Below are 23,758 nucleotides of genomic sequence, written 5' to 3'. Positions count from 1 at the left end.
GTGGATTTTCCTTTTAAAGGTATATTCACTAATAAGTTACCGTGGTTAATTTGCTAGAAACTGTAAATGTGCCTTTTTGTGTACCACCACTGTAGCTACCACCTGAATAATAGCCTCCTGTATTTGTGCCATTGGCATAAGAACCGCCTGTAAGTACTTTATACGTAGCATTCGTAGCAAGGCTAGGCGATGAAAATACAAAATATCCCGCTGCACGAGCAGGTGCGTAAGTCACCAAATTATTGCCAGAGGCATCTTGAACGGTAAACAAAGTACCAGAAGCTTGTACACTATTTAACTTAACAAATACTGCATTTTGTGCTGAGGTAGTGCTGGTAGCCTGAGCCATCCTACTAGCACTTGGCCCTGATGCAATCAGTAAACCACCAGAAATGTTAAACGTTCCATTATAGTCTATCGCTACTTCTGGTTGTGATAGTGGGCCTTGAACCACTACAGTTCCTCCTGTCATGCTGATACTTCCATTACTATCAAGCGGGTCTCCTCCTGTTGAACTTACCATTACCAAACCACCTGTAAATGTCATCAAGCTACCATCATTAGATTCTCCGCCGTTCCCATTGGTTGAATTAAAACAATCGTCGGATGATAATACATTGATAGTACCGTTGTTTACCGTAATCTTAGGCGCTTCAATTCCTTCCGTTGATTTTGTGATAGAAATATTTCCTTTGTTAAAAGTTATCGAAGCATCCGACTTGATACCATCATCCGCTGCCGAGATAGTAATCGTGCCATCATTTACGACCAAAGCTCCATCACTTTTAATGCCTTTTGCCTCACTATCTTGGTTATTACTAGTAAAGGCCGCTCCCGTAGTAGTGATATTGATTGTACCACCATTAATCGTCGAAGTGCCATCAACGGTGATTCCTTTTCCTGCCGTACCCGTACTATTAATCGTAACAGTTCCTTGTTGCATGACAAAATTACCGTCGCAATTAATTCCTGCTGCCGAAGCTATATCTGAATCGCTGGTATCATAAAAGGCATTTCCTGAGGTAGTGATACTGGCATTAGCATTAGTAAGCGTTAAATTTCCTGTAGTCTTAAAGCCCTTTGAAGCTCTGCCTGATACTTTGAGGGTAATAGCACTGCTATTGTTTACTATTGTATATCCTTCGCTTTTTATCGCATTGCCTTTCTCTCCTGTAGTTGTTACATTAATCGTCCCGCCCGTGATAGATACATAAGGCGTAATACTTGTATCTGTTCCCTCATAAGATGCTGTAATTCCATCGTCAACACTCGTTACAGTAATATTTCCTCCTGACAATGCCACATAGCCTTCTTCACAATCAATTCCATCTCCAGATGATGTTATTGATAATGTTCCACCTTCCATTTTGAAATAATCATTGGCATGTATGCCATCTGAAACGGCATTTGTAACCGTAATTGTCCCTTCTTTAATAGCGATATAATCGTCGCTACAAATACCGTGTTTATAGTTTGCAATTACTGTTAAAGCACCAGTACCTGCAAAATTCAATTGTCCTTCACTAAAGAAAGCTCCTTTCTGGTCTTCTGCACTAGTAGCATAAGCAGTACCATCTACCAAACGGTTATTGGTTCCGCTCAATAAATTAACAGATACTTTCTTCCCCGACTGAATATTAATAGCAGGTCCGCTCGAATGAATAATACTAACGCCATTCATGATAAGATTAAACTTATAATCACTGTAAAGTTTCAAGCTACCCTCGGTAGTTGAGCCTGAGATTACATAGTTTACTTCTGTAGTTGTAGTGGTAGAAGTTACTACTACATTTCCATTCGTCACGCTTACTTTTACCCCTGAGCTTTCAAATGGATTTGTAACGGTTGCAGTAGTGCCTGAATATTTAATTATTACGGCATTGGTAAAAGTAGTATCCTTCGTTTTAGTATCAAAGTCTCCATCAATTACAACTGGAGTGATAATGACTTCTTCCTCAGAAGCTGTCTTACAAGACAAGATGCTAGTCACAAATCCGATTGTACTAAGCACTAATAGTGGATAAATTAATTTGTATTTGGTCATAATTAATGATTGTTATATTGGTGTTTTAATGGACGTACCATCCAAAATCATTTAACATTATGACCGACAAAAGAAAAGAACCGTTGCAGGAAGCTTTAAAGTAAGTAGATATTAGGTGTAATTTAACATATTTTAAGAAATCCTTTTTAAGTTAAAGGAGATTCGAAGAAGATTAGACAACTTTGCCGTTATTGGTATTTTTCACCAACAACCCGTGCGAAAGCAACGCACCAAGCAATTAAACGATACCTCTTGTTTGGAAGGTAAAGAAGTAGGTATTTTTATGTTAAAATTGAAAATTCATCACTCTAAACTCTCAACTCCAAACTCCCTAAAAAGCCTCCGCAATAAAAAAATACAAGTTTTGCTGACCTTTCCCAAAACCGTAATCTACCCTAACATTTACGTTTTCTTTACGGTTTATTTTAAAGCGTAAGCCTGCACCATAACTTGGCAGAATATTGTTGATATTCATGTCTCCGATTTTGTTGTTTACCCAGCCCAAACCTCCAAAACCTACTACCCCCCACCGATTCAAGGCTTGCCAACGATATTCTGTTTGGAAAGCTAGTAAATCTTTATCTCTGCGTGAACCCACATAGTATCCTCGCATAATCATATCTCCACCCAACAATCCTAGCTCATGAAAAGGAACATTTCCATTTGAATGAAAGGCAAAGGCTTGAAAAGCCAATACATCTTTGCGTTGGGCAAATGGCTTCAAAAACTTTCTGGCATCTAGTTGCCAACGATGAAATGACTGCGTACTGCCTGTCCACTGCTCATGGGCTGAATATTCTAGTTGCACAAAAGAGCCTTTGGACGTAGTCAACACATTATCTCGATTATCAAACTGTACTGAGACATTTAGCCCTGAAACAGTAGACCCATCGCGACCGACAACATCTTTCCCAGTCTCTAATATTCCATTGTTTTTACCATGCACATTGTACATTTTGAAATATCGCCAGCCTAGCCCTGCAAAAGTATGATTAGCAATTTTGCGGTAGGTCAGATTATCAAACCTGATTAAGTCAAAAGTAATAGCCTCTTCGTTTTCAGGTTTCGCCTCTGCCCCTACGCCATAAAAAAGCACAGGAAAGCGACTAAAACCATAATAACCAACGATATAATATTTTTCCTTGTTCGTAAAAATCTGATAATTATGCTCAAACATTATCTGACTGTTCAAGGAATATTGTAAGAAAATAGCAGTATTAGAAACCCTAGTGAGCGAATCTCCCTCGCCTCCGCCATTAAAAAAGCGTTTTACTCCTCCGCCTAGTACCCAACTGGTTTCAGGCATATAAAAAACAAAGGGAGAAACAAGGTATTTATGGCCAGTAAAGAATTTTACGATGTTGGATTGTGAAATTTTAGATAGGGATGTAGAATCAGTTTCAGCAGCTTGGCTCTGAAAAAAAGATAATAAGAAGAAGTAATAGAGTAGTTGTTTTTTCATTGAGATTGAGGCTGACTATTCGTGGTAGTCAGCCTCATATTTTTTACCAAAACTTAATGCCCGTCAAACGATTAAGTTCTAATTGAGCAATGGCCATTTGGTATTGATACTGTAATTGTGTTAACTGTGTTTCTCTTAAGGCTGTTTGCGAAGCCTCTATTTCCACATTGGTAATTACGCCATTCTTGAAACGTGCGTTTGCTAATTTCAAGGCATATTGTGCTTGGAAAACATTACGTTCTGATAAATCTAGTTTGTTTTTAGCAGCGTTATAATCATTCTGAGCGGCTTCTAAATCTCTCTTTAAGTTTTGATTCGTCACCTCCGCAGTATATTTCAACATCTCGCGGTTTAGTCTAGCTACTTCTGTCTGATGAGCCGTTTTGTTACCAGAATATACAGGAATAGTAAGCTTTAAACCTACTGTGCTACCAAACTTAAAATCTTCAGAAATGGGAGGAACTTCGCCATTAATTCTAGGCAAATATCCATTTTTAAGTCCTAAAGAAGCATTCGCTGCAATATAAGGGGCAGAACCCATTTTTGCAATTTTCACTTCACGCTCAGCAATCAAATCTCTATCCTTCAAGGTTTTCAAATCTGTATTACTAGTCTGTGCCTGATTCAATGCTTCGTCTACACTCAATGCGGTAAGTCCTAAATTAAAATCAGCATTAGGTGAAATAGTCCCGTGTGCATCTTTACCAATTAAAGAAGAAAGATAAATATACTGACGTTCTAATTGACTTTGTAAGTCTGATAGTCTGGTTTCAGCATTTTTATATCTTACCTGAATCGACACTTGGTCATAATCTAACGCATCACCTTGCTTTAGGCGGTCGCTAATAATTTTTCCGTTATCATCTACCAATTTCAATTGCTCTTTTTGTACTTCAATGGCTTTCTGAGTATACACGATGCCATAATACAAATTGGCTACTTGATAAGCATATATATTTTTCAATCCTTCAACGCCAGTTCTAGAAAGTTCTGTTTCTAATTTAGACTTCTCGATATTGATATTTTGCTTGCCCCAATCGTACAACACATAGTTGGCACCAATGTTAGCGTTATAATTCATATTGGGTTGAAACTGCAAATTGGTCGTAGTTGAGCCAAAAGCAAAGGAAGCTTTAGCTACAGGGTCGATTCTGACTACCCCAATTTCAGACTGAATCTGAGGTTTCAAAGCTGACTCTTGTATTTTAGTACGATAATCACCAATGGTAATCATTTGCTGTTGTTCCTTAATTTTAGGAGCATACTCGATGGCAGTACGTACCAACTGTTTAAGCGACTCATCGGTTTTATCCTGAGCTAATACTTCTTGTCCAACGAAGAGGTCGGCAAGCAATAAAAGCGAAATGATATAATTATATTTTATTTTCATTGTTTCAAAAATTAATCAAGTTCATGATAGAAAAATTTAAGGAAAATACTCCTCACTCCGCAATCCAAACTCCTCACTCCTAATGGCTCTCAGCAGCGGCCTTAGCCATTGCTGCGGCTTCTTCTGGTGTTAGTTTTTTAGTTCTTAACAACAACACGCAAGGAAGTAAGCAGATAAAGAAGATAGAAATTAATCTAAAAGTATCTAAATAAGCCAAATAATAAGCCTGACGAGACACAGCGGCTTCAAGCTGTTTATAGGCCATTGCTGCTGCATTAAAACTGTCGCCAGTTGAAGCTATCATATTTCTGGTAGCATTGGCTACTCTTTCATTAAATAGCGGATTATCAGTACTCATATTAGCCATTAAGTCTGAACGGTGCTGAGCAGCACGATTGGTAGCAAAGTTATTGGCCAATGCAATCCCGAAAGCTCCTCCTAACTGACGAATCATGTTCGATAAGGCAATCCCTGCTGGATATTCTTTAGGTTTTAAACCTGCTACAGCCTGATTAATAAGTGGCAATTGCAACAATGAAATCCCGATGGTTCTACAAATTTGCATAGGGAAGAAATCCCATTTACCCATATCGGGCGTAGCTGTACCACTATAAAAACCAAAAAATACAAAAAAGAGAATACCTGCCACCATAAAAGGAATTGGTGATGCTCCACCAGCCATGCGTTTACCAATAATTGGAAAAAGCACAACGGCAGCCAACGTAGGTGCTACTAGCGAAACCCCTGCTTCAAAAGGGGTAAATCCGTTTACTCTTTGCACTAACACGGGATATACAAAGGCAGAAGTAAATAAGCCTAAACCAGAGACCAGATTGAACATAGTAGAAAAAGCAAAGATTCTATGTTTAAAAATACTGAGGTTTACTACGGGGTGTTCGGTAGTGAGCTCATGCCAGACAAAGCCAATGATTCCAATCGCAGCCATTAAGCTTACAGTAACAATCATTCTTGATTCAAACCAGTCTTCAGACTCTCCTTTTTCTAATACAAATTGCAACGCACCAATACCCATAATCAACAGCATGATACCGATGTAATCTATCTGTATTTCTTTTTTCCGCTCTCCCTCTCCTTCCTTTCTATCAATATAAATTAATGTGAGTACGGTAGCAATCACACAAATCGGGATGTTTACATAAAATATTTGTGACCAGTTATAGGTCTCTAAAATATAACCACCCAATGCTGGTCCTAATGTTGGTCCAAGTACGATACCCATCCCAAAAAGCCCTGAGGCAATACCTCTATCTTTTGGCTCGAAGGCATCAAATAAGATAGCCTGCGAGGTTGAGAGCAATGCTCCTCCGCCTATCCCTTGAATAAAACGCCAGAATACCAATTCCCATAAACCTTCGGAAGCACCACAAAAATAAGAGGCTATTCCAAACAGTACCATGGAAGTTAAATAATAGGTTTTCCGACCGAAATATTCTCCTAAAAATCCCGTCATGGGAATGATAATTACGTTTGCAATGGCATAAGAAGTAATCACCCAAGCTACATCCTCAATCGTAGAGCCCAAAGAACCCGCCATTTGATTGAGTGCAACGTTCACGATGGTGGTGTCGAGCAATTCCATAATTGCTGCCGAAACCGTCGTGATAACGATTATATATTTTGCAAATCCTGTTTTAGCAGCCATGTTTCGACTTTTTTGAAAATTAGTGAGTTAGTGATTGAGTGAATTAGTGAATAATACTTTAATAAAAAAATCACTCATCCGCTCAATCACTAATTCACTAATTATTTTACAATTACACTTACCTCTAATGAAAGTCCGGCTCTTAGAATGTCTTTATTCTTTTCTAAATCAAGGATTTCTATTTTCACTGGTACACGTTGTGTAACTTTTACAAAGTTTCCAGAAGCATTGTCAGGAGGCAACAATGATGTTTTAGCACCTGTAGATTCTGCAATAGAAATAACTTTTCCTTTGATTACTCTGTCTGGATAAGCATCTAATTTTAATTCTGCTTCACTTCCGATTTTTAAGCGACCTACTTGTGTTTCTTTGAAGTTGGCTACTACCCAGAAAGTAGAATCTTGAACGATGGTCATCAATGGCTGTCCAGCTTGGATAAACTGACCTGGTTCTACACTTTTCTTACCAATTCTTCCAGATGTTGGTGCATACACTTTTGAATAAGTAAGTTTTAATTTTTGTTGCTCAATCTTTACTCTTTTTACAGCCAAAGTAGCTTCCGCTTTGTGTAAGGCTGCTTGTAAAATTGGCATTCTTGATTTTGTTGCGGAAATGTCAGCGATACCTGCTTCATATTGAGCTACCAACACTTCATACGCTGATTTGCTATCATCGCCTTGTTTACGAGTAATCGCATTTTCTGCCACTAAAGCGGCATCACGGTCAGCATCTTTTTTCGCTTTATCTCTACGTAAATAAGTAGCTTTCAAATTGGCTTCATTAGATTTAACACTCATAGACAAGTTTGTAATGTTAGCCTTAGCATTCTCTACATCTGTCTGTGCTTGGAATAAATCAGCTTCCATTTCGTCTAAAGCTAATTTCGCTTCGTCACTATCAATCTCAAGGATTACTTCATCCTTTTTTACAACATCATAATCTTTTACTGATACAGATTTTACATAACCTGCCATTCTTGGTAACACTGGCACAAAATACGTTTCTACTTGTGCATTGTCTGTATCTTCATGCGACTGTGCATATTTATATTTTGTATACCCGAAATATAAGCCTAGTACTACAACACATAATAGTATTATTCGGGGAAGATAAGTTTTGATGGAGTTCTGAGTTGCCATACTTTTATAAAAATTTTAGGGTAATAATTAATGTTAATTCGTTGAATAATTTGATTTTTACAAAAAAATTCTACTGATAATCAAGCAATTTTGCCATTTGATGCCACAAAGGTAAACTAAGTTTACTAAATTAGTCAAGTTTATTGACAATTATTTTTTTTGTATTATCTTTGTATAAAATTTAGTAGATTTATTTCTATTAACACACATACAGAAAATACAAAAAATTATAAAAATTAAGCAAAAACACGTTAAATCCGTGTTGAAGGGGAAATCATGGATAATAAATTGTCGGAACTCAATGAGTTCAAGGAAAATAAAAATCGTCATCTTGGGCGATTGATTGCAAAGTCGCATAGAATAGTACGAGAATTAGCCGGTGAGTTTTTACAGGCAAAAGGATATACAAATTTTAGGGTTGGGCACATGGTAGCTTTAATCCATATTGATTTAGAAGGTTCTAATATTAACAATTTGGCTCATTTGGCAGGTGTAACCAAGCAGGCGATGAGTAAACTCGTAAAAGAATTACAAGACGAATGCTTTGTGACGATTGAAAAACATCCTAGCGATGCCAGAACGCTAATTGTAAAATTAAGCGATAGAGGCATCAATACGATGTTGCATTGGAAAGAATGTACAAATAATATTGAAAGTAAATTTTCTGAAATAATTGGTTCTGAAAAGGTAGAACAACTAAAGGATACGCTATCTACTATTGTTGCCAATTACGAGAATAACTTTCTATCAACAGCAGACAAAAGCTTAATGAAATTGAATCTGGCAGATGCTAATCCTTCTAGTTATTAATATTATAAGGAAGAAAGGCGTCGATGCTAGTTCCATAGCGATGTAAATCACGAATAATGGTTGAACTAATGGGTGCTAAATGTGGAGAAGTAATCAGGAATACTGTTTCTAGTCCATCTACTAGGTAGCGATTTACCTGAGCGATTGAGTTTTCATACTCAAAATCAGTTGTATTTCTCAATCCTCTCAACAGGAAATTAGCACCCATTTCAATAGCTACATTGGCCGTTAGTCCATTATAGGAAACAACTCTTACGGGATTTCCTTCAAAAGTCTCCTCAATCCAACTAATCATTTTTTCAATAGGGAAATAACGCGCTTTATTGCTATTATGTCCTATTCCAATAATCACTTCATCAAATAACGAGAGTGCTCTTACAACTATATCTTCATGTCCTTTTGTAAAAGGATCAAATGAGCCAGGAAAGAAAGCGATTTTTTTTTGCACAATCTTGTTGGTTTGGTGAGTTATGTTTAGGGATTGGGATACAATTACGGATGCATAGTTACCCAATAATGTTTTTATTGCTTAATAATATTCAGGCTGAAAAAAATTATACCAGAAGCCAAAGATAACGATGTTTCTCTATCAGGCTTTCCTCAATATTTTCATTTAATGAATCTCCTATTTTTACTTTAGGCAAATATTGATTTAATAACTGAAACTCTTCTGATTCTTTATCAATGTTGCCATAAAGCCTAATAAATATTTCATCGGGTTCTATTTCTAGCTCATTCATCACGAAAAGCACAAAATATACTAAATCTTCAGAAGTTTTATAATGAAAGCGATTACAAAACTTTAATACACCATTAATAGAAACCACCATAGTAAAAGCCGTTTCGCCAAAATGTAAGAAAGCTGTTTGTGCTCTACTTGACGTAAGAGCAAAATCAATCAACTGACTTGAAAGGTGTTGATATTGTAAATTCAAGAGTGGATAAGCCTCTTCAAACCAGTTAAATAACTGGCGATTGCTACTGTAAATATTGATTAACGCTAAGTCTGAATGAATATTAGTTCTTACTTCTTCATCTGCCTCCAGCACTTGTCCTTTGGCTAATTGTAAATATTTATTGATATATTCCTTTTTGTATAAAGCTGTTGGCAATAACGTAAACGACTGATTATCAATCGCAATACTAATCGATTTCCATTTCAAAGATTTTAAGAAATCGTGTTGTCCGAAAATCATTTCTAAATTTGCAATCAATGAATGGCAATGTGGTTCAACAGGAAAGTGATAACTTTCTAAAGCAATTAATGACTTATCAAGCGAATCTTTTACAAAAAAATAAAAATGCGTTTCCGATAATTCGCAACCAAGCTGATATTGATTGATTTTCTTAATATCAAAATTGGGCGAAATAAATTTCACTTGCGGTAAAATATGTAAAGTGTCTGTTTTCAATATAGATTAATTAAAATAAAGTTTACAAAAATACGATTCTATCTTAATTAATTAAAGATAATCGTCAGAAGCCAACAATTTTAGCTTGAAAGAAAAACTCTTTAAGTATTTTTTTATAATTTCTACTTCTCAATTCAGTTATTATCCAAATTGTTCAATCAACAATACTTCAATCCAATTAAAAATGAATCGTATTATTTTATTATTTGCGTGCTTTTGTATTTTTAGTAAAACAATGGCGCAAGAGCCTATTAACATTATTCCAGCTCCACAGCAAATTACTCAAGGGCAAGGTTTCTTTCAAATCAATAAAGCAACAAAAATTATTGACCTTACAAAACACGCTGAAACCAGATTAGCCCTAAAACCACTTATCGAAAAACTACAAAAATCAGCAGGTATTCAGTTAGGTTTTCAATCAAAAATAAGCAAAACGAATAGTATTGTTGTTCAGTTTGATAAAAGTCTTCAAAATACCGAAGGTTATATCCTAACAATTAGTCCTTCCCAAATAAATATCAAAGCTGTGAATGCTTCGGGCGTATTTTATGCCGTACAAAGTATTCTACAATTATTACCTACTGATATTGAGCAAAGTACTGTTGTGCCAACTATCGATTGTAAAGTACCTTCCCTGACCATCAACGATGCGCCAAGATTTCCATACCGAGGGATTATGCTAGATGTTTCTCGTCATTTTATGCCTGTAACTTTTATCAAAAAATACCTTGATGAATTAGCGGCATTAAAGCTCAACCGCTTTCACTGGCACCTTACTGACGGACAATCTTTTCGTTTTGAAAGTAAGAAATATCCATTATTACACACTGCAAAGTCGCCCCAATGGCCAACCAATGAAGGCTTTTATTCGCAAGCTGAAATGCGAGACATCGTAAAATATGCTGCTGAACGATTCATTACCATTATTCCAGAAATAGATGTGCCAGCCCATTCAAACGCTGCTTTAGTGGCTTATCCTCAGTTTGCTTGTTTGGATAGCACAGGCAAACAATTGTTATTACAAGGAGAATTTTGTCCGAAAGAGTCATCTATCGCTTTTGTAAACGATATTTTGGATGAAGTAATGGAGATTTTCCCGAGTAAGTATATTCATATCGGTGGCGATGAGGCTTCGAAAACAGCTTGGCATAAATGCCCAAATTGTCAGCAAAGAATGAAAGATAAAGGGCTGAAAAGTATTGATGAATTACAAAGTGATTTTATCAAAAGCATCGAACAACACGTTAATCAAAAAGGCAGACAAATTATTGGTTGGGATGAAATTCTGGATGGTGGCTTAGCTCCGAACGCCACTGTAATGGCTTGGAGAAGTATAGAAAGTGGAGGAACGGCTGCTAAATTAAAGCATCATGCTATTATTTCGCCTACTTCACATTGTTATTTAGATTATTATCAGTCGGAAGACCCCAACGAACCTTTGGCATTTAGTGGGTTTATTAATCTTCCTAAAATTTACAGTTTTGAACCTATCCCTGAAGGCTTGACCAAAGAAGAAGAAAGCTATATTTTAGGAGGACAAGCAAATTTATGGACAGAGCAAGTTCCTGTGGGTTCGCATGCTGAATATATGACATTTCCGAGAGCGGTGGCGTTGGCAGAAGTAGACTGGTCGCCTAAAGCATCACGTAATTATGATGACTTTTTAAATCGACTGGGGTCTTATCTTAATCGCATGGATATTCGTCAAATAAATTATGCCAAGCATTTCTTTGAAATAAAAACCAAGATGCTGAAAGGGAAAGACAATAGTATTCAGTTGGCATTGAGCTGTGACAATGGTAACGCTCCTATTTATTATACTTTAGATGGAAGTAGCCCGACATTGGCATCCAATGTTTACAAAGAACCAATTAGTATTACCAATAGTACTACCATGAAGGCCTCGACAGTAATGAAGGGGAAACTGGTTGACGAAATAACCCGAACCATTACCTACAACAAAGCTACTGGCGTATTGATAAACTTAGCAATACCTGCTGATAAACGCTACACGCGTGGAGGTGCTCAGGCATTAACGAATGGAATGTTCGGCGGAGAAAGTCAGTTTGGCGATGAAGAATGGTTGGGCTGGAATGGGCTAGATTTTGGAGGAACGTTAGATTTTGGTAAAGAAACCGCTATCCAAAAAGCTACTTTCCGTTTCTTTCATAAACCATCTAGCTGGATTTGGATTCCCTCACAAGTACAAATATTAGGCTCGTCGGATGGCATAAATTTCGAAGAGATTTCAACACAGAATATCGCTATTCCTACTAAAGAAGGGGTTGCTAAAGTAACATTATCTTTCAATCAAAAATCGGTTAGGTATCTCAAAATTATTGCCCGTTCGTTTGGTACGATTCCTGCTAATTCAACAGGTGCAGGGGATAAGCCTTGGCTGTTTGTAGATGAGATTGTAGTGGAGTAGTAAAGAGCTTTCGCCCTTGGTGGAGTTATGTAATATCCACGAGGGCGAAGTTTCAAAAAAAATATTGAATAATGCTAACAATCGTAGAAAGAAGGGGAATAGATACTGATGCATTAAGATATTTATTCTTAAAAGAACGAAGAAACACTTTTACTTGGCTTGATACTTCATCATTCAGGCTATCGGATTTTGAAGAAGAAACCGAAGAAGAATACATTCTAGTCGCTCTTGAAGAAAACATCGTAATCGGCTTTATTTCGGTTTGGGTAGAAGATAACTTTATTCATCATTTATATATTGACGAAAAACATCAAAATAAAGGTGTTGGAAGTAAATTGCTAAAAGCCGTAGTTGACAAATTTGGTTTACCTGTCAGATTAAAATGCCTATTAAACAATGTCAATACCGTTGAGTTTTATAGAAAGAAAGGATTTGAAGAAAAAGGAAAAGGTGCAACTGAAAATGGCACTTATATTTTACTTGAATTGCCTAAATCTATCGTATAAACTCCTTCCGTGAAGGGTACAGACGCAGCGTACAATTCAAATAATAGTTACTCATATTCATATTTCATAAAGCCTTTTACTACTTTTGATACTATGAACAAACTCATCTTAATATTTTTCATGCTAGGCATGAATAGTTTACCCAAAGAAACTATTAAATCACTAGCACTTAGCTACCAAACAAGAGGTACGCAAAAGCATTTATTCATCTCAGCGGATAGCACTATTGTAACAATCAATGCCGAAAAGCATGGTTATAAAACCAAGGCTAGTCAGTGGAAGAAAATACTAAAAACGCTTGAGAAAGTTAAATTAAGCCGTATTTCAATGTTGAAAAGACCCAGTACAAAATCGTATTACGACGGTGCAATGATTGCTCAACTGACGGTCTGTACCTCAAAGAAAACCTATGAATCCATTAATTTTGACCATAACAACCCTCCTATCTTGCTAACAAAACCAATCAATGCCATGAAGGCCAATCTGAATGGTACTGAGCATAAAGGAGATTTTTAAAGAGTTTACGCCCTTGTTAGAGTTATTTCGGGGAAACCATTACTAATACCCACAAAAGTGACAAATGCAGAGAATGAAAAGAAAAATGTTATTTCAAAAAAATAAGCTTCAATTTTGACCATCTGATTATTCTAAATACCTTTAAATAAAAAACTATGACACTGAAAATCAGAGAACTATTCAATACAATTAATCATGTATTGACTCTTATCAACTTTTTTCTTATTGGTATTATTACCTTAGGGGGTATTTCCAAAAAGCTACAAGAAGCTAAAATTCCATTAATAGCCAATTGTATGCTATTGATAGCGATTGTCTTTTTTATTGTGCTATACATTAGCGGTATAAATAACCAAGAGACCTATAATTAGCAATTCATATGAACTTCAAACCTCTATTAACTATCCTATTTTTCTTCTCTGTTATCATTTCCTTCGGACAGCAGGTAAAAAGAATTGATGGCTCAAAAACTAGTGCAGATAGTTTACAGACAAAGATTGAACATTTGATGTCCGTCGCCAATGTTTCTGGTGTAGCTGTTTCGGTTTTCAACAATAACAAACCAGTTTTTAGCCAGACATTTGGGAAAGCAAATGTTCAAAAAGACATACCCTTACAAACAACTTCTGTCATGTATGGTGCTTCATTGGCAAAAATGGTCTTTGCGTATATTGTCATGCAGTTTGTACAAGAGAAAACAATTGACCTTGATAAACCTTTGGTAGAATACCTTGCAAAGCCACTGCCAGACTACAAAATTATTGGTTGGAAACGAGGGTATCAAGACATAAAAAATGATGAACGTTATAAAAAAATAACCGCCAGAATGTGTCTGACCCATACAACGGGTTTTCCGAATTGGCGTTGGTTTGAAGCAGATAAAAAACTAAAAATACAATTTGAGCCAGGGACACGTTATAGTTATTCGGGGGAAGGATTGTATTTATTACAATTTGTGATAGAGCAAGTAACGGGGAAAGACTACGAAACGATTTCAAAAGAAAGAGTTTTTATACCTTTTGAAATGGCAAATACAAGTCAGGTTTGGCAAAGTCGCTTCGACCAAAATATTTGTTATGGACACAATGACAAAGGAGAACCTTATGAGCTAATGAAATGGAAAGAGGCAAGTGCTGGAGGGTCTATGAGTACTACTTTAGCAGATTTTACAAAATTTTATAGTGCCTTAATCAATCGTAAAAATTTGACCAAGCAAAGCTTTCAAGAAATGACGGCTTTACAGGTTCGTATTAAATCTAAAAGTCAATTTGGACCTTTCTCAAAAGTTGATAGCACCCAAAACGATAATATACAATTAGGGTACGGATTAGGTGTTGGGGTGTTCTCTACGCCTTATGGAAAAGCATTCTTTAAAGAAGGACACGATGAAGGCTGGGGGCATTATTCTGTATGTTTTCCTGACAAAAAAATTGCCATCATTATTATGACAAATAATGATAATGGAGAAAGTATTTTTAAAGAGCTACTGAGCTATGCTATTGGTGATATTTTTACACCTTGGCAATGGGAAAACTATATCCCATATAACCAAAAGAATTGATTTTTAGCTTTTCGCCCTAGTTGGAGTTCTAACGAAGGCGAAAGGCGGAAACTCATAGACTTTAAACCCTCAACTCTTAACTTATCATGAGAATACTTTTATTGTTTGCCCTTGCTCTGACAATTAACACATACGGTCAAGAGAATTTCATTTCAATAACAGGTAAGGTTATTGATAATAAGTCAAAAGAACCTGTTCCTTTTGCTTCTATTTTTATTAAAGGCAAATCGTTTGGGACAGCTACTAACGATGAAGGAAAATTTTTGTTTCATGTGCCCTCCCAATTTAGCAAAGACACGCTGATAATATCAGCCATTGGCTACGACCACTTCAAGGCTATCGTGAGCATTATGACACAACAGGAAACTGTGATAGCATTGAAACAAAGCACTACACTGCTGAATGAAGTAACTGTGCAGGCTCCCAAAAAGGCACTGACAGGAAAAGATATCGTAAAAAAAGCCGTTGCAAAGATTCCTGAAAACTATCCAATGAAACCCTTTATCTTGGAAGGTTTTTTCCGTGATATGCAAAGAGAAAATGACAAGCCCGTGGAATTACTTGAAGCGGCATTAAGATTCAGGTACAAGGATTATAATCCTGGCTATGAAGAAGTGGAAATAATTGAAGTAAGGAGAAGCTATAATAAACGGCATCCAATAAACGGGAAGTATGACAGGCAAAATTCGATTATCGACTTGATGGAAGACAACTATGTAAAACACCGCTTTGGCCCTATAGGAATCAAAGGATGGAAGTTTGTGATTGATAGCGTTTTAACTTATAATAAACAAACCGCCTATAAAATATCAGGAACCAAAAACCCAAGTGTGTCAACTGTTATGTATATAGACAGCGATGACTTTTCGATTCTAAAACTTGAGTTGAAAATGCAAATGATCAATGGAGCGTTTTACAGGAGATTTCTTAATCTGCCCGATCCATACGGACTGCAAGAAACATCTTTTGGTATGACCTTCGAATTTCAGAAATTAGATGATAAAATGTATTTAAAGTACCAACGTGAGGAAGATTCATACAACCTGTTCAACAAAATGACCAATGAAATTATCATAAGACAATCCTTTGTCAAGGAGTTATTTGTAAATAATGTGGTGAAAGATAATATTGACACAGCAATAGGTCAGCGGATGAATATTAACAAGAGTGTAGAAGGACAAGCAAATCCATTTAACCCTGATTTTTGGAAATACTATAATGCCCCAATTGAAACATCAAAGGACAGTAAAATAATCAAAGAATTGCAGGAATCAGCATCTAAAACTGATAAGTGAGAGGCGTAAAAAAAAATACTGGCTCAAGCCTCTGGCTTGGATTGGACGTCCAAGCAATAAACTACAGTAATGTCAAAAGGGTGGAAAACTGTTTTTCCTTGTAGTTATTAATACTCATTATTGTAGTTTATGCTACTCATTTCAACAAAAATCAAGTAAAATACACACTTGCACGTTTTTTTGATAACTAGTAAATAATGATTAAACACATAGGTTAAATAGTATACTTATAGCATACTTACTCAAATATTATGAATAACACGATAAAAAAACTTACGCCAGAAGGCAAACAACATATTGATTCAATTGCATCACGTTATGAACTTAGTCAGGATACTGTACTATCCGTGTTGCAAGCCGTTGTAAATGGTGGTGGAAATATGGCTCAATTTAATATTAGTGAATTGGGGGGAAGTGCACAATGGATGCGTGGGGGTATGACAATGGTTGGTGATATATTCAACAACAAATTAAAAAATACCGTACAAAATCTTTGTCAGGATTTAGCAAACCTGATTTTAGATAAAGATGTACCCTTATTTGATTCAGAAACAGCCACTGACGATTCACAAACGGTGACTAATAGTTTTTCAACTTCAGGGAACTGGTGGCCTGCAGACTTAGGCTCTCCATCGTCATCAGGTTCGCAAAATAATATCAAATATGCGTTTTTTCCTTCACCTGTCAATAGATTGGCGATTGAAATTAATGGGAAACTATCAATTTACGATACCTTAAATCATCAAATATCTGGTGTATCTCAACAACAAGGTAAAGATTTCTCTGTTGCATTCACCAGTCAGTTAGGGAAGGTTGACATATCGAATCTACCACTGATTGCTGGAGTGGACATCGCTAAAAAAGAAAAAACTTCTGCGGCAACTGAACAGTCGCAAGAAAAGTCAGCACCACAAAAGAGTGAGACAAAAGATTCAACTGCATCAACTCCTCCAATTGCCACATCAGAAGACCATGACATCTTCAATAAGATTGATCGTTTGGCAGATCTTCTTAAAAAAGGTGTTTTAACAGAAGAAGAATTCTCAGCCAAAAAAGCTGAATTATTAGCTAGATTATAATTTAGGAGAGATTTAATTTTTAAACTAAAAGCGTTGTGAATATCATATTCACAACGCTTTTAGTTTTGATAATTGCTTAGTTAGATAGTTTTATCAAAGTCCTAATTTGTCCATTAGGGGTTTTTCGTAATCCCCATCTTCCGCAGGATATCTTAATACAATGTTGAATTTTCCTGATTTTTTTGCTAATGCCCAAATTAAACTCTCTCCTGCTGGAATATTGTCAACATCCGCTTCAAAAATCGTGTCTTTATAGGCTTTGTCTGCATCAATTACCTCCCAACCTTTATCTTTAAAATGTTGAATTAGGTCGCCCAAAAATAAGGCCCCTGCTAAATTATGGTGTAATAGTATCACATGATTGATGTGCCTATTAGTCATCTGATAAGATAACGAATCATAAAATACGGCTCTGTTAAAGAGGTGTTCTTTATAAAACTCTCTAAATCCAACAATATCAGCCTTGGGGTTTTCTTTCAGCCTTTTAACCAATCGACTATCAATATACCAATCAGAAGCATCAATTGTTACGTGTCCATTTTTATAGCCTTTTTCTTTTAAGAATTGCCTAAAGCCATTAACCTTTTCTGGCGTATTGCCTTCTTTCAGATAAGGAAACCTAAAATAAGGTAAGTAATTTGAGTACTTATTGATGATTGCATCATTTTGAGTGAGTTCAAGCTTAAAGCTTTCGAGGCTAACGTTTTTACTATTGAAATTTGGATGAGAAATGGTATGATTAGCGATGAGATGCCCAGCATTATTCCAAGAAGATAATACATATTTACCCTTAGCAGTTGATTTATTGCCTCCTGCCGAAAATAGAATTGCTTTCAGCTTATGTTTTTTCAAATTATCAAGCAGTAGTTGATTCCACACCTCTAACTTATATGCTCCTATATCATCAATAGAACCATCATCAAAAGTAAATGATATGGTTGGCTTTGAATTAACTTGCCCAAAGGAGTTTATTATTAATCCTACAATCGTAAATATTCCAAAAGCTAGTTTTGTACAAATGTGTTTGTTCATATGGGTATATTAAATCGATTTACATCTGTTTTTATTCTACGCCTTCGTTGGAATTATCTCCAATGAAATGAGCGTCAGCAACAAACCATCTTGATATTTGGCAAGTTACGTAATATACTTTTATGTTGGAGTAATCAACTCTTTAGTAAACACCAACAAAAGCAAAAATTAAACAATTGTTATAGAGATAATTAATAATTCCATTTTTTATACTTACAAATATGAAAAATCTTTAGATTTATATTTTTGATATTTCTTGTGGCGTCTTTCTAAAATATCTTTAATTCAAAAGAGAAGTATATTCTGAAAATATAAATCTGAATACCAATGAAACAACTGCTAAGTCTCTTTTCGATATTATTTTTAATTAACAGCGTAAAAGGTCAATCAAATAATACCTTATATCAAACTTTATTAGCTGAAGCTGGACTCTTGCATCTTCAAAAAGATTATAAAAAAGCTATTATTACTTACGAAAAAGCGTTTAAACTAGAACAGCCCGATGCCTTGACAGCATACAAATTAGCAGGCGTATATTCATTAGATAGTAATGCGAATAAAGCCTTTTTTTATTTGGAGTTAGCGTTGAATACTGGTTGGACAGAAGCAGATTGGTTAGCAGAAGATTATTATTTTGATTATTTAAAAAACACTGCACCCGATAAATGGGAAATAATAAAACAACGAGCTTTACTGAAAGAAAAAGAATATGAAAAAACTTTAAGATTACCCGCTTTGCGGAAACAAATCAATTTAATAGCAATTAATGATCAAAGGCTTAGGTATAAAAGAATACAAACAAAAGATAAAAACGCAAGAAAACTTGTTAATCAAGCAATACATAAAACAGACTCTACCAATTTAGTACAAGCAAAAGCCATTATTAATAAATATGGTTGGCCAAAACTTTCAGAAATAGGTAAGGATGGACAAAATAATTTTTGGCTCATGGTTCAACACGCTGATGGAGATGTAATCTTCCAACAAAAGGCACTTAATGTTATGAAAAAGCTTAAAAAGTCTAATGAAATCAATTTAGAAAATTATGCTTTCCTGTACGACAGGGTTCAATGTAATCTCAATTTCAAACAACTTTATGGCACTCAGGTCAATTGGGTAAATAATGGTAAAGCCACTAGTTTTAGACCTATCCTAAATGAAGACCTTGTTGATAAAAGAAGAAAAGAAATTGGTTTGTTACCTCTTAGCATATATAGTTTGACCTATGGCTTTGAATATAATAACCTAACGGCAACACAAGCATATAAAAACGATTCTACCGATTTAGCTTATACCAAACAGCTTATAGATAGTGCTAATTACTTTTATACCAAAAGTGATTTTCAAAAAACTTACGATTACTACAACACTGCTTCAACTGTTTTGGGTGGTATGTTCAACAAAGACAACTATAACGCCGCTATTATCTTTGCAAAGATAGCCTCGCAAAATAATGAACAGCAATACAAAGATATTGCCCTTGATTTTTTGAATTTATTATACCAACGACAAGCACTAAGTAAGTCTCAATTAAAAAAACAACCTGAATTTAAAGTACTTTACAAGGAACATAGATGGATGGATTTGTATAAGCACCTCAATTGAGAAAAATTGAGACTGACTTTAGATTAAAACATAAATTATAAAGCTAGAACCGAAATCCTTAAGTTTATATTTTGTCTACAGTCCTAGTCAATAGGCTCCCATAGTTCTATTTTATTTCCTTCCATGTCAAGAATGTGGACAAACTTACCGTAATCATAAGTTTCTATGCTATCAAGAATTGTTACACCTTCTTTTTTTAGTTCTTCAACGAGTGCTTCCAAATCAGCTACTCTATAATTAATCATAAAGTCTTTTGTAGAAGGTTCAAAATATTTTGTTGTTTCGGCAAATGGGCTCCATTGTGTAGAACCATTTTTAGTAGCGTCTGATTCTTCTTTCCACTCAAAAGTTGCGCCATACTCATTAGTGTTTAAACCAAGGTGAGTGTTATACCACTCTCTCATTTTCTTAGTATCTTTACATTTGAAAAAAATGCCCCCAATGCCTGTTACTTTTTTCATTTTGTGTTTGTTATCGGGTTGTAAACTTGTTCTTCTTAATTTTCTGAAAGACATTTCGGAATGCCAAGTCTAAGTAAAGATAAAAGGATTTACAATCTGAGTGGAAAAAGAGGATTAATATTCTTACTGTTCTTCTAAATAACCTGCGAAATATGGTAAAATATATAATTGATGATTTGCTGACGCCCTTATTATTGATGAACTATCACCCAGAAAGCCTAAAAAATAGTACAAGTACCATCAGAATTAGCAAATAATACATCTATCTTTTCATTTGAATCAATTCCAATTTGTAAAAATTCATACTCATTTCCTGCACTAAGCTTTATCCAAAGCTCATTAAAGTAAAGTGTAAGTGTATTATTCTCTTCAATCTTAAAACTTGATAATGTTTTTAAATTTAATTTCAGAAAGATTAACAAAATTCTTTCATCACTACTTAAATTATCAAAGTCTTTGATATTCGACTCTACAATCACATCTAAAAAATATAAATTATAATCTTTTGCATTACTTTCATTAGTCCTAAATACTAATGTTAGTATCTGGTGAAAAATACCAAAACTTTCAACAAAGGAGTTTAATAAACACCTATTAATAAATTCTTCCATATCTTTCATATCTTTTAATCTAATTTTGTATGTCCAATCTCTGGTCTTTAGTCTTTTGAGTGTAGGCCTAAAATAGGTTGTGTTTTAAGAATACCTAATATAACTCTGTAGTAGTAAACAATATACCAAGCGAGGGATTAATATCCTTACTATCATTCGAGATGCACTGCATAACATCTCGAAAAGCATTCTCGCCAAAAAAATAAAAAAAACTCCCCACCAGAAAAATCTGATAGGGAGGCTTTAATCTTAAAACAAATGCAAAATCTTAATAACGGTAATGTTCTGCTTTGTATGGACCATCAACAGTTACACCGATATATTCTGCTTGTTCAGCTTCCAAAGTTTCTAGTCTTACACCGATGTGTGATAAGTGTAGACGAGCTACTTTTTCATCCAAATGTTTTGGAAGGATGTATAATTTCTTCTCGTATTTATCTGTATTAGTCCACAATTCTAACTGTGCCAATGTTTGGTTACAGAAAGAGTTAGACATTACAAATGATGGGTGTCCCATTGCACAACCTAAGTTTACTAAACGACCTTCAGCCAAAACGATTACGTCTTTACCGTCGATGTTGTATAAGTCTACTTGTGGTTTGATTTGCTCTTTAGTATCTCCATAAGCTCCGTTCAACCAAGCCATATCGATTTCGTTATCGAAGTGACCGATGTTACAAACGATAGCTTTATCTTTCATCGCTTTGAAGTGACGCTCACGAATGATACGTAAGTTACCAGTAGCTGTTACAAAGATGTTTGCACGCGTAGCCGCTTCGTCCATTGGTACTACCTCAAAACCGTCCATTGCCGCTTGTAAAGCACAGATTGGGTCGATTTCAGTAACCAATACACGGCAACCTGCACCACGTAAAGATTCAGCAGAACCTTTTCCTACATCACCGTAACCTGCTACAACCGCTACCTTACCAGCCAACATTAAGTCAGTAGCACGACGGATAGCATCTACTAATGATTCTTTACAACCGTATTTGTTATCGAACTTAGATTTAGTAACAGAGTCGTTTACGTTGATAGCTGGTAAATATAAAGTACCATTTTTTAAACGCTCGTACAAACGGTGAACACCCGTAGTAGTTTCTTCTGACAAACCTTTGATGCCGTCAATCAATTCAGGATATTCATCAAATACCATGTTTGTTAAATCACCACCATCATCCAAAATCATGTTCAAAGGCTGACGGTCTTCTCCGAAGAAAAGTGTTTGCTCGATACACCAGTTGAATTCCTCTTCGTTCATGCCTTTCCAAGCATACACAGGAACACCAGCAGCAGCAATAGCAGCAGCGGCGTGGTCTTGTGTAGAGAAAATATTACATGATGACCAAGTAACATCAGCACCCAACGCAGTAAGTGTTTCAATTAATACAGCCGTTTGGATAGTCATGTGAAGACAGCCTGCAATTCTAGCACCTTTCAAAGGTTGAGCTTCACCGTATTCTGCACGAAGTGCCATCAAACCTGGCATTTCTGCTTCGGCCAAACGTATTTCTTTACGACCCCATTCTGCCAAAGCAATGTCTTTTACTTTGTATGGCACGTACTGTTGTGTTCCAGTTGACATTTATTTCTTATGTTTTAAATTTCGTTTTTTACTCTTTATGAGTCTTTTTCTTAGAATAACACAAAATTAACATCTTTATGCTTGATTCTAAAAATGATTAAGAAGAACTTTTTTGATTTATCTGCTTATTCGATAAAATTAGATAATATATCTTTTTAAATTAAATAAGAAGAAATATTATCTACATAATTAAACACTAATAGTTGATTACACATTTTAAAGAATACGTAAAATGCTTGATTAAAAAGTTTTTATGCAATAAATAATAGGGGAAAAAGTTTTTAGTTTGTCTTGTATATGAATCATTAAAATAAAGCTATGTTAAAAAAAATCTTAAGCCTTTTAGTCATTGCATGTATTAGCAATGCATCACTAGCACAACGAACTCCTTTAGATTCTATCTTTACTAGTGAAGGATTGATCCTTGCAGAAGTAAAGGAAATCGCTCCTGATTACATCAAGTATTCCTTTCCTACTGAAACGTTAGTGAATTCTATCTACAAAAATAATGTTCAAAAAATCAGATTTAATTCAGGCAGAGTACAGCTTTTCAAAGAATCATTAGCACTTAATGAAGTAAATTATGCGCATGATTTTGATAAAGTTAATTTAACGCATCTCGAATCTGAAACCAAAGGACTTTATAAACTAGATGAAGTATATGCAAAAGCGGTGGGAACTACTACCCTATCAAACATTACTACCGTGAAAGAAAGAGCTTTTAGAAAGCTAAAAATTCAAGCGGCATTGTTAGGTGGAAATGTAATTTATATGCTAGACCAAAACACGGTGGGCAATCAGGCTGGTTCTTATTTTCAGGCTGGCAAAGCTACTGAAACTACCCTTACGGGCATTGTTTATAGCAATAACATACCTAAGGTAGAAGACATCACTGCTACGTTAAACAATAAGAAAACCTTTGCAGTGAACGCTAACTTTTATGCAGGAATAAATAGTACAGATGTAGAGGGGAATCCTTTTTTACCTGAAAGCTTTACGGTGGAAGATTTTTATCAGGAAAATGGATTTGTATATGTAACAGGTAAAGCAAAGGGAATCAAAAATGATGTATTCAAAGTAGTTTCATTTAAAAATAACCAGATGACTTTATACTGGAAAGATAAAAAGAAAGCATACAACTTATCTGTTGACCTCTAAA

General features: G+C 35.4%; 21 protein-coding genes. 10 read left to right on the top strand and 11 right to left on the bottom strand.

The features are described 5' to 3' along the window. Nucleotides 1-28: 28 nt before the first annotated feature. The 5 genes from AC1RNE_RS18355 to AC1RNE_RS18335 all read right to left on the bottom strand — a co-directional run bounded on the left by AC1RNE_RS18355 (nt 29) and on the right by AC1RNE_RS18335 (nt 7,698). Nucleotides 29-2,044 (bottom strand): carbohydrate-binding domain-containing protein, encoded by a 2,016-nt coding sequence (locus tag AC1RNE_RS18355; protein ID WP_492802906.1) that lies wholly within the window; start codon nt 2,042-2,044, stop codon nt 29-31. A 331-nt stretch (nt 2,045-2,375) separates the two neighbouring features. After that, on the bottom strand, nt 2,376-3,506 hold the full coding sequence (locus AC1RNE_RS18350) for a BamA/TamA family outer membrane protein (protein WP_492802905.1): 1,131 nt from the start codon (nt 3,504-3,506) through the stop codon (nt 2,376-2,378). 43 nt (nt 3,507-3,549) lie between these two features. Further along, entirely contained in the window at nt 3,550-4,896 is a 1,347-nt protein-coding gene (locus AC1RNE_RS18345; RefSeq protein WP_492802903.1) for a TolC family protein, read from the bottom strand. Nucleotides 4,897-4,975: 79 nt separating this feature from the next. Further along, nucleotides 4,976-6,559: a DHA2 family efflux MFS transporter permease subunit gene (locus AC1RNE_RS18340; protein ID WP_492802901.1), complete on the bottom strand. Its 1,584-nt coding sequence runs from the start codon at nt 6,557-6,559 to the stop codon at nt 4,976-4,978. A 101-nt stretch (nt 6,560-6,660) separates the two neighbouring features. Then, nucleotides 6,661-7,698: an HlyD family secretion protein gene (locus AC1RNE_RS18335; protein ID WP_492802899.1), complete on the bottom strand. Its 1,038-nt coding sequence runs from the start codon at nt 7,696-7,698 to the stop codon at nt 6,661-6,663. Between the two features lie 276 nt (nt 7,699-7,974). Between AC1RNE_RS18335 and AC1RNE_RS18330 the strand changes: the two genes are divergently transcribed. Then, nucleotides 7,975-8,508: a MarR family winged helix-turn-helix transcriptional regulator gene (locus AC1RNE_RS18330; protein WP_492802897.1), complete on the top strand. Its 534-nt coding sequence runs from the start codon at nt 7,975-7,977 to the stop codon at nt 8,506-8,508. Here AC1RNE_RS18330 and coaD read toward each other — a convergent pair. Both coaD and AC1RNE_RS18320 read right to left on the bottom strand, forming a co-directional pair. Continuing rightward, complete coding sequence (coaD, locus tag AC1RNE_RS18325) at nt 8,498-8,956, bottom strand: pantetheine-phosphate adenylyltransferase (protein ID WP_492802895.1); 459 nt, start codon at nt 8,954-8,956, stop codon at nt 8,498-8,500. The two genes, AC1RNE_RS18330 and coaD, sit on opposite strands and share 11 nt — an antisense overlap. Before the next feature lie 106 nt (nt 8,957-9,062). Next, entirely contained in the window at nt 9,063-9,920 is an 858-nt protein-coding gene (locus tag AC1RNE_RS18320) for a DUF3822 family protein (RefSeq protein ID WP_492802893.1), read from the bottom strand. Nucleotides 9,921-10,104: 184 nt separating this feature from the next. On the opposite strand from AC1RNE_RS18320, the gene AC1RNE_RS18315 reads away from it, so the two are divergent. The 7 genes from AC1RNE_RS18315 (at nt 10,105) to AC1RNE_RS18285 (ending at nt 17,305) form a co-directional block, all read left to right on the top strand. After that, nucleotides 10,105-12,348: a beta-N-acetylhexosaminidase gene (locus tag AC1RNE_RS18315; protein WP_492802891.1), complete on the top strand. Its 2,244-nt coding sequence runs from the start codon at nt 10,105-10,107 to the stop codon at nt 12,346-12,348. Nucleotides 12,349-12,419: 71 nt separating this feature from the next. Next, nucleotides 12,420-12,854, top strand: coding sequence for a GNAT family N-acetyltransferase (locus tag AC1RNE_RS18310; protein ID WP_492802890.1), 435 nt, complete (start codon nt 12,420-12,422; stop codon nt 12,852-12,854). 93 nt (nt 12,855-12,947) lie between these two features. Then, nucleotides 12,948-13,370 carry a hypothetical protein gene (locus AC1RNE_RS18305; protein ID WP_492802888.1) on the top strand — a complete coding sequence of 141 codons (423 nt, stop codon included), beginning with the start codon at nt 12,948-12,950 and terminating at the stop codon, nt 13,368-13,370. A gap of 155 nt (nt 13,371-13,525) precedes the next feature. Continuing rightward, on the top strand, nt 13,526-13,741 hold the full coding sequence (locus AC1RNE_RS18300; RefSeq protein WP_492802886.1) for a hypothetical protein: 216 nt from the start codon (nt 13,526-13,528) through the stop codon (nt 13,739-13,741). Nucleotides 13,742-13,749: 8 nt separating this feature from the next. Continuing rightward, a complete protein-coding gene (locus AC1RNE_RS18295; protein ID WP_492802884.1) occupies nt 13,750-14,931 on the top strand; it encodes a serine hydrolase domain-containing protein in 1,182 nt (393 codons plus the stop codon). Nucleotides 14,932-15,017: 86 nt separating this feature from the next. Continuing rightward, a complete protein-coding gene (locus AC1RNE_RS18290; protein ID WP_492802882.1) occupies nt 15,018-16,226 on the top strand; it encodes a carboxypeptidase-like regulatory domain-containing protein in 1,209 nt (402 codons plus the stop codon). Nucleotides 16,227-16,477: 251 nt separating this feature from the next. Continuing rightward, complete coding sequence (locus AC1RNE_RS18285; protein WP_492802880.1) at nt 16,478-17,305, top strand: SHOCT domain-containing protein; 828 nt, start codon at nt 16,478-16,480, stop codon at nt 17,303-17,305. Nucleotides 17,306-17,398: 93 nt separating this feature from the next. Here AC1RNE_RS18285 and AC1RNE_RS18280 read toward each other — a convergent pair whose 3' ends face one another. Then, nucleotides 17,399-18,337 carry a polysaccharide deacetylase family protein gene (locus AC1RNE_RS18280; protein ID WP_492802878.1) on the bottom strand — a complete coding sequence of 313 codons (939 nt, stop codon included), beginning with the start codon at nt 18,335-18,337 and terminating at the stop codon, nt 17,399-17,401. A 327-nt stretch (nt 18,338-18,664) separates the two neighbouring features. Here AC1RNE_RS18280 and AC1RNE_RS18275 point away from each other — a divergent pair, with 327 nt between their 5' ends. Then, nucleotides 18,665-19,942 carry a DUF6624 domain-containing protein gene (locus AC1RNE_RS18275; protein ID WP_492802877.1) on the top strand — a complete coding sequence of 426 codons (1,278 nt, stop codon included), beginning with the start codon at nt 18,665-18,667 and terminating at the stop codon, nt 19,940-19,942. Nucleotides 19,943-20,025: 83 nt separating this feature from the next. Here AC1RNE_RS18275 and AC1RNE_RS18270 read toward each other — a convergent pair whose 3' ends face one another. The 3 genes from AC1RNE_RS18270 to ahcY all read right to left on the bottom strand — a co-directional run bounded on the left by AC1RNE_RS18270 (nt 20,026) and on the right by ahcY (nt 22,599). After that, nucleotides 20,026-20,457, bottom strand: coding sequence for a VOC family protein (locus tag AC1RNE_RS18270; protein ID WP_492802875.1), 432 nt, complete (start codon nt 20,455-20,457; stop codon nt 20,026-20,028). 164 nt (nt 20,458-20,621) lie between these two features. Next, nucleotides 20,622-21,023: a hypothetical protein gene (locus tag AC1RNE_RS18265; RefSeq protein WP_492802874.1), complete on the bottom strand. Its 402-nt coding sequence runs from the start codon at nt 21,021-21,023 to the stop codon at nt 20,622-20,624. Nucleotides 21,024-21,282: 259 nt separating this feature from the next. After that, a complete protein-coding gene (gene ahcY / locus AC1RNE_RS18260) occupies nt 21,283-22,599 on the bottom strand; it encodes an adenosylhomocysteinase (RefSeq protein ID WP_492802872.1) in 1,317 nt (438 codons plus the stop codon). Between the two features lie 318 nt (nt 22,600-22,917). Here ahcY and AC1RNE_RS18255 point away from each other — a divergent pair, with 318 nt between their 5' ends. Continuing rightward, nucleotides 22,918-23,757 (top strand): hypothetical protein, encoded by an 840-nt coding sequence (locus AC1RNE_RS18255; protein WP_492802870.1) that lies wholly within the window; start codon nt 22,918-22,920, stop codon nt 23,755-23,757. Nucleotide 23,758 lies beyond the last annotated feature (1 nt).

This window comes from Arcicella sp. GW822-FHT02H01, from assembly GCF_058802005.1.
The sequence above is the reverse complement of the archived record's forward strand: the minus strand, read 5'-3'. Positions and strand labels throughout refer to the sequence as shown.

Excerpts from the sequence above, each read along its gene's own strand:
- AC1RNE_RS18345 (WP_492802903.1), bottom strand. The coding sequence starts at position 4,896 with ATGAAAATAAAATATAATTATATCATTTCGCTTTTATTGCTTGCCGAC.
- ahcY (WP_492802872.1), bottom strand. The coding sequence starts at position 22,599 with ATGTCAACTGGAACACAACAGTACGTGCCATACAAAGTAAAAGACATT.
- AC1RNE_RS18330 (WP_492802897.1), top strand. The coding sequence starts at position 7,975 with ATGGATAATAAATTGTCGGAACTCAATGAGTTCAAGGAAAATAAAAAT.
- AC1RNE_RS18350 (WP_492802905.1), bottom strand. The coding sequence starts at position 3,506 with ATGAAAAAACAACTACTCTATTACTTCTTCTTATTATCTTTTTTTCAG.
- AC1RNE_RS18340 (WP_492802901.1), bottom strand. The coding sequence starts at position 6,559 with ATGGCTGCTAAAACAGGATTTGCAAAATATATAATCGTTATCACGACG.
- AC1RNE_RS18285 (WP_492802880.1), top strand. The coding sequence starts at position 16,478 with ATGAATAACACGATAAAAAAACTTACGCCAGAAGGCAAACAACATATT.
- AC1RNE_RS18335 (WP_492802899.1), bottom strand. The coding sequence starts at position 7,698 with ATGGCAACTCAGAACTCCATCAAAACTTATCTTCCCCGAATAATACTA.
- AC1RNE_RS18275 (WP_492802877.1), top strand. The coding sequence starts at position 18,665 with ATGAAACAACTGCTAAGTCTCTTTTCGATATTATTTTTAATTAACAGC.
- AC1RNE_RS18310 (WP_492802890.1), top strand. The coding sequence starts at position 12,420 with ATGCTAACAATCGTAGAAAGAAGGGGAATAGATACTGATGCATTAAGA.
- AC1RNE_RS18305 (WP_492802888.1), top strand. The coding sequence starts at position 12,948 with ATGAACAAACTCATCTTAATATTTTTCATGCTAGGCATGAATAGTTTA.
- AC1RNE_RS18295 (WP_492802884.1), top strand. The coding sequence starts at position 13,750 with ATGAACTTCAAACCTCTATTAACTATCCTATTTTTCTTCTCTGTTATC.
- AC1RNE_RS18290 (WP_492802882.1), top strand. The coding sequence starts at position 15,018 with ATGAGAATACTTTTATTGTTTGCCCTTGCTCTGACAATTAACACATAC.
- AC1RNE_RS18300 (WP_492802886.1), top strand. The coding sequence starts at position 13,526 with ATGACACTGAAAATCAGAGAACTATTCAATACAATTAATCATGTATTG.
- AC1RNE_RS18265 (WP_492802874.1), bottom strand. The coding sequence starts at position 21,023 with ATGAAAGATATGGAAGAATTTATTAATAGGTGTTTATTAAACTCCTTT.
- AC1RNE_RS18280 (WP_492802878.1), bottom strand. The coding sequence starts at position 18,337 with ATGAACAAACACATTTGTACAAAACTAGCTTTTGGAATATTTACGATT.
- AC1RNE_RS18355 (WP_492802906.1), bottom strand. The coding sequence starts at position 2,044 with ATGACCAAATACAAATTAATTTATCCACTATTAGTGCTTAGTACAATC.
- AC1RNE_RS18270 (WP_492802875.1), bottom strand. The coding sequence starts at position 20,457 with ATGTCTTTCAGAAAATTAAGAAGAACAAGTTTACAACCCGATAACAAA.
- AC1RNE_RS18315 (WP_492802891.1), top strand. The coding sequence starts at position 10,105 with ATGAATCGTATTATTTTATTATTTGCGTGCTTTTGTATTTTTAGTAAA.
- AC1RNE_RS18255 (WP_492802870.1), top strand. The coding sequence starts at position 22,918 with ATGTTAAAAAAAATCTTAAGCCTTTTAGTCATTGCATGTATTAGCAAT.